6 protein-coding genes are annotated in these 6,420 nt (G+C 32.0%); 3 read left to right on the top strand and 3 right to left on the bottom strand.

Translation table 11 applies throughout. The features are described 5' to 3' along the window. Positions 1–132: 132 nt before the first annotated feature. Positions 133–2,037 carry a RecQ family ATP-dependent DNA helicase gene (locus AADI82_RS12865; RefSeq protein WP_341216833.1) on the bottom strand — a complete coding sequence of 635 codons (1,905 nt, stop codon included), beginning with the start codon at positions 2,035–2,037 and terminating at the stop codon, positions 133–135. Position 2,038: 1 nt separating this feature from the next. Continuing rightward, positions 2,039–2,578, bottom strand: a complete 540-nt coding sequence (locus tag AADI82_RS12860) for an ATP-binding protein (RefSeq protein ID WP_341216832.1) — start codon at positions 2,576–2,578, stop codon at positions 2,039–2,041. 90 nt (positions 2,579–2,668) lie between these two features. Between AADI82_RS12860 and AADI82_RS12855 the strand changes: the two genes are divergently transcribed. The 3 genes from AADI82_RS12855 (at position 2,669) to murA (ending at position 4,998) form a co-directional block, all read left to right on the top strand. Continuing rightward, positions 2,669–2,962 carry a DUF493 family protein gene (locus tag AADI82_RS12855; protein WP_034040423.1) on the top strand — a complete coding sequence of 98 codons (294 nt, stop codon included), beginning with the start codon at positions 2,669–2,671 and terminating at the stop codon, positions 2,960–2,962. 66 nt (positions 2,963–3,028) lie between these two features. After that, positions 3,029–3,679 carry a DUF4290 domain-containing protein gene (locus tag AADI82_RS12850; protein ID WP_341216831.1) on the top strand — a complete coding sequence of 217 codons (651 nt, stop codon included), beginning with the start codon at positions 3,029–3,031 and terminating at the stop codon, positions 3,677–3,679. An 8-nt stretch (positions 3,680–3,687) separates the two neighbouring features. Next, entirely contained in the window at positions 3,688–4,998 is a 1,311-nt protein-coding gene (gene murA, locus AADI82_RS12845) for a UDP-N-acetylglucosamine 1-carboxyvinyltransferase (RefSeq protein WP_341216830.1), read from the top strand. 315 nt (positions 4,999–5,313) lie between these two features. Here murA and AADI82_RS12840 read toward each other — a convergent pair. Beyond that, positions 5,314–6,420 (bottom strand): Sau3AI family type II restriction endonuclease (locus tag AADI82_RS12840; protein WP_341216829.1); only part of this gene is annotated, 1,107 nt, incomplete at its 5' end.

Raw genomic sequence — 6,420 nt, 5'->3', positions numbered from 1 at the left:
TACAATGATTTTCGGATATAAACTGTCTGCTAATATGTTTTATAACCGTGTTACTGAAACAAGTTCAGCACAGGTAAACGAAGGTAGCTGAATTTTTTTAGAAAGTCAAGCAACACACTAAACAACCCCATTTTATATATGACTTAATTTATAGGTGTTTGTTGGCGTAATATTTATAATACCATGCTCTAGTAGTAATTTTAAAACTGTTTTTATGTCTTTTTCTGAAGCTTCAATGTTTGTATTTATTTGACGTGATGACAACTCGCCAGTCTCTAATAATTCAATAATACTATTTTTTAAAGATTTTAAATCTTGTGGAGCTTTCTCTTTTTTGGTTTCAACACAAACCGAACAAATACCACAAGGTTCTATTTCTTTTTCACCAAAATAGGTAAGGAGTTGCATGCTTTTACAAACCGTATCATTTTCAATATAATCCAGCATGCTTTTTACTTGCTGTTGTTTTAGTTTGTTTTGCTGTTCTATAATTTTTGCGATGCGGTTAATAGTTTTATCATCTTCACGTGGTTGAATAAAGGTGATTTGTGCGTCAGTTTTAGCTAAATCTAGTGATATGATTTGATTGTTCTTTAATTCATGTAAGGCATTAATTAATTCAGATTCTGTAACCGAAGCTTTTTCTGCAATACGCTTTAAATCTATTTTAGTAATATGGTCGAAAATACCACCGTACATTCTAAGCATCGATTTTACTATAAGATTTAATTCTTGATGTGTTTCTAAATAATTAAATAAAGCCGAACTTGAAATAATAAACTGAACCGTGACCTTATTTTTAAATTGTTTTGATAAGGTAATCACACTATTTCTATCTAAAAGTAACAACGCATTATAACATAAAATCGAGCTAAAATTATAGGTTTTACAAAACGAATTAAAATCGAAATCGTTTGTTATATACTCACCTTCACCATACGATATTTGAAAATAACTGCACAGTTTCCTGTACACTTGTTTTACAAAATTTACCGTTGGTAACACCTTTAAAAACTGATTTTTAACCAAAACAGCATCGCTATTATTCTTTAAAATAACAGCAAAAGCTTTGTCGCCATTTCTTCCAACACGACCAGCTTCTTGAAAATAACTTTCTATACTTTCGGGTAAGTTTAAGTGAATAACTGTTTTTACATCGGGTTTATCAATGCCCATTCCAAAAGCATTTGTGGCCACCATAACTTGTTTTTGGTTATTTATCCAAGCAGTCATATTTTTATCCTTTTCATCGTTTGAAAGCCCACCGTGATAATGCGTTGCAGTAATGTTTTTTGAGCTTAAAAAAGAAGATAATTCTAAAGTTAGTTTTCTATTTCTAACGTAAATAATCGATGAGGCACTATACTTTTTTAAAATGCTTTCAATACGGTAATATTTATCGTTTTCATGATAAACCATATATGCTAAATTAGGTCTATAAAACGATTGTTTAAATATTTTAGGTTGAATAAAATCAAGCTCTTTAGTAATATCTTCAATAACTTCTGGTTTAGCAGATGCCGTTAAAGCAATCACATTTACACTAGGTTGCAGTTGTCGCAATAGCGTAATGTTTTTATATGCTGGTCTAAAATCGCTTCCCCATTGCGAGATACAATGCGCTTCATCTACAGCAATTAAATTCACATTCATTAACCTGATTCTATCTTGTACTAATTCTTGTTGTAAGCGTTCTGGCGATAGATATAAAAATTTGTAATTTCCGTAAATACAATTATCTAAAAGGGTGTCTAATTCACTATACGAAATTCCACTCGTTAACGCCATGGCTTTTATGCCTTTATTGTTAAGTTGCTGCACTTGGTCTTTCATAAGTGCGATTAACGGCGAAATAACTATGCAAATGCCTTCTTTTACTAAAGCTGGAATTTGAAAACATAACGATTTTCCGCCACCAGTTGGTAACAAAGCAAAGGTATCTTCGCCTTCAAGTACGGCATTTATAATAGCTTCTTGGTTGGGTTTAAAGGCTGTAAATTTCCAATAGCGTTCTAATATGTTTATGGGATGTTCCATCTTACATATTTAAAGTATTAAGTATGTAATCAACTCGTTTTTCAACCGTATCAAAAGGTACATCAATCAATTTATAATTAAAAGTTTGATAGGTGTTAAGTAAATGTTCATGAATTTTTAAGGCGTCCTCAAAACTTTCATAACGCTCATTATCACTCACATAAATATCTTGCCAAGGTTTTAAAATAAATACGCAATCGTAAATACTATCTTTACAAACATCAATAAAATATTGCGGATAGGTATCTCCAATAAAGTCCATATAAGCTAAAACATCAGGAATGCCACGATCTAAAAAAACAACACCTGTATTTAAGTTTGACGTCTGATTATATTGTTGTTCACGACCTCTTAAAAGCAATTCGCTAAACAGTAAAGGGTTTGTTAAAAATAGTTGATCTATTCCGTTTTTTTTAGCATCAAGAGTTACTTGACGCGAAATTTCTTCTAAGCACGTATAGCCACGACTAATTAATTCGTTAATAATACTAGACTTTCCTGTTCCTGGGCCACCAGTTATAACAATTCTTTTAATATCCAAATAGGTGAGATTTATGCTGTAAAAATCGGAATTTAACTTCTATAAAAAAAATCCAAATAAACAGTATCTTTGCAACTTATTAAATAATTTATGAGCACACCTCCAAATTCAGAAGAATTCTACGAAAAACTAAAAACCCAATTACATGATACGGCACTTTGGCCTACAGAATACTTATATAAATTTATTGTAAAATCAGATTTAGAAAAAATAGCTAAACTTGAGGCTATTTTTGATAATATGGGCGCTGTTATAAATACAAAAGAATCTAAAAACGGAAAATACACAAGTGTATCGGTTAACCTGCTTATGCGAAATCCAGATGCTGTAATTGAAAAGTATAAAGAAGTCGCAGAAAAAGTAGAAGGTGTGATAAGCCTTTAGTTTTTTTTTGTATTTTGCGCAAGCATAACAACTACATGCAGATAACATTAACTCTACACATTTATTTTGATAGACGATTTAGAATACAACACAGAGCGTGAGCATTTAATCATTCCAGAATACGGACGCCACATGCAGAAAATGATTAATCATGCAAAAACAAGAGAAACAAAAGAAGAACGTAATAAATTAGCTAAAGCCATTATTTCGGTAATGGGTAATATGCAGCCACATTTAAGAGATGTTCCAGATTTTCAGCATAAACTTTGGGATCAGCTTTTTATTATGGCTAATTTTGAATTAGATGTTGATTCTCCTTACGAGAAACCTACTAAGGAACTCCTAGAAGAGCGTCCAGAACCTTTAAAATATCCTCAAAATTTTCCGAAGTATCGTTTTTATGGAAACAATATTAAAACAATGATTGACGTTGCTAATACGTGGGAAGCAGGCGAACTTAAAGAAGCTTTAACGTATACGATTGCAAATCATATGAAAAAGTGTTTTTTAAATTGGAATAAAGACACGGTGGAAGATGCAGTTATTTATAATCATTTATTTGAATTATCAAACGGTGACATAGATTTACGAAATTCTGAAGAAGAATTATCAGACTCAACAAGCTTGATGCGTACCAAAACTAAATACAGTAGTAACAATAAGAAAGGCGGACACCAAAAAAAGAATCAAAATAACCGCCAAAGAAAACGCTATTAAAAGTATTTATGGGAACATTTAAAATTGAAGGTGGTCACCAATTAAAAGGAAGTATTAGGCCACAAGGTGCTAAAAACGAAGCGTTACAAATTTTATGCGCTGTTTTATTAACTCCAGAAGTTGTTACAATACACAACATTCCAGACATTGTAGATGTTAATAAGCTTATTAGTTTATTAAAAAATCTAGGTGTTAAAATAGAAAAACGATCACAAGGGACGTACACTTTTCAAGCAGATGATGTTAATTTAAAATATTTAGAATCTCCAGAGTTTAAAGAAGATGGTAAAGGACTTCGAGGATCTATAATGATTGTTGGCCCTTTGTTAGCACGTTTTGGTAAAGGGTATATTCCAAAACCTGGAGGCGATAAAATTGGTCGTCGTCGTTTAGATACCCACTTTCTGGGTTTTATAAAACTAGGTGCTAAATTTAGATACAGTAAAGAAGACCATTTTTACGGTGTTGAAGCCGATAAGCTAAAAGGTACATACATGTTGCTTGAAGAAGCTTCAGTTACCGGAACAGCAAATATTGTTATGGCTGCTGTTTTAGCCGAAGGACAAACCACTATTTACAACGCAGCTTGCGAACCTTATTTACAGCAACTTTGTAAAATGCTGAATAGAATGGGCGCTAAAATTAGTGGCGTAGGTTCTAATATGTTAATTATTGATGGTGTTGAAAGCTTAGGCGGAACAGAGCATACCATGCTTCCAGATATGATTGAAATTGGAAGTTGGATTGGTTTAGCAGCAATGACAAAAAGCGAATTAACCATTACTAATGTGTCTTGGGACGATTTAGGCGTGATACCCAACGTGTTTAGAAAATTAGGTATTACTGTTGAAAGACAAGGCGATAACATTCATATTCCTGCACATACAGATGGTTACGAAATACAAAACTTTATTGATGGTTCTATTTTAACCATTTCTGATGCACCTTGGCCAGGGTTTACTCCAGATTTATTAAGTATTATATTGGTAGTAGCTACACAAGCTAGAGGTAGCGTTTTAGTCCATCAAAAAATGTTTGAAAGCCGTTTGTTTTTTGTTGATAAATTGATTGATATGGGCGCAAAAATTATACTTTGCGATCCGCATCGTGCTACCGTTATTGGGCATGATTTTAAATCGACTTTAAAAGCAACTACCATGACCTCGCCAGATATTCGTGCTGGAGTATCCTTATTAATTGCTGCCTTATCTGCAAAAGGCACATCTACGATTATGAATATTGAGCAAATAGACCGTGGTTACGAAAACATTGATGAACGTTTACGTGCTATTGGTGCGCATATTGAGAGGATAGAGTAGTTTTATTTAAATCGAGCTACCGCTAAGCTTTGCTTATTGGTATAACTTTTTTTCTTAAAAAAAGAAAGCACTTTATTTTAATTGACTATTTTAAAAAACCACTAAGTGAAACTTAGAGGTAGTGGTGGGTGTTTTTTAGGTTATGCTTATCGGTTTTGTGTATGAAAAGTAGCGGATTTTACACACTAAATTTTCGGTTTATAACAGACCTTTAGTATATTTATTTTCTTTCGATTAAAAGATTAAACCGCTATTTTTTAACTCAGTTCTTTGTTGTTTTTCGTACTTATTTTCCGTTCTGTTTGTAGCGTTGGCTTATTTCAGATATATTTCGTCTTTCACATAACTTGCGTTTAACCAAAAACAATGCTTTGTATATTCAGTCAATCCTGTTAATTTATCTGCGACAGGTAATTCATAAGTATCTGCTGCATTTCTTGCGTGTGGTCTAACGTGACTTATTCTGTTTTCAGTTTTCTTTGGAAAATAAGTTTTTCTTACACCTTTTTCAGTTACTTCTTTTAAGATTTCTCCACTTGCAACTGTCTTTACCATTTCTTGCCAAACATTTTTGGCTTCAGCAATATCAGAGTAGGGCATATTCCAAAATTTCACTTTTCTTAAAATCAGATTTTCTCCCTCAAATTGATAAAACACAAAGAAAAATTTGCTTTCCAAAATGTTCTTAAAATCTGAATCTTCCCAATCTGTTTCTACAAGTTCTTGATATTCAAATGTTGGAAATGAAATGTCTTCCTTTGGTAAATCATTTTCTTTAAGTCTTATAGTTTTTACTTGAATATCGGCTTTTTCAAATTCCTCAATTTTTTGACCGAGTTGAAGTCCAAGAATTGCATTTGTAAGATTTGCAAAATAGCTTTTGGCATTTTGATTTAATTCTAAACCCAATTCTTTCTCTATTTGTTCTGCTGATTTGCCATAAAATGGATGAAATTTTAAAATTACTATTTCCTCAATAGATCGTACTTTGTCTAAAATTTCAGGTCGTTCAATTATTTTTCCATAAACAGCAGTTTCTTCTTGAGCAATGTTTGCAATTATGTGATTTACATATCCTTGTTTTAAAGAATATGCTCTTTGTTTTGCTTGTTCTTTATTAAATGGTTGATTTCTGAACGATTTTAGAGCAGTTGAACCTTTTGTACAAGCTCCAAGATAGAATGTGTCTCCTTCTGATAATTCGTGAGCTTTTCCGTCTTTAATTTTTTGATTTATTAATTCCCAATCTTGTTTAATAATTTTTAAGTCTTCATTGGGATATTGCCAACCTTCAACTAATTTTATTATGTAATCAAGTAAATCTAAATCTCTATCGTGAAGATAAAATACCAAAAGTAAATGTGCATTTTTCTTCCAAAACGAACTTGTTTCAAATTCTTCTTTATGAACTTCTAAATAGTT

Origin of the sequence: uncultured Wocania sp., assembly GCF_964021735.1 — a bacterium.
GTDB lineage: Bacteria > Bacteroidota > Bacteroidia > Flavobacteriales > Flavobacteriaceae > Wocania_A.
The sequence above is the reverse complement of the archived record's forward strand: the minus strand, read 5'-3'. Positions and strand labels throughout refer to the sequence as shown.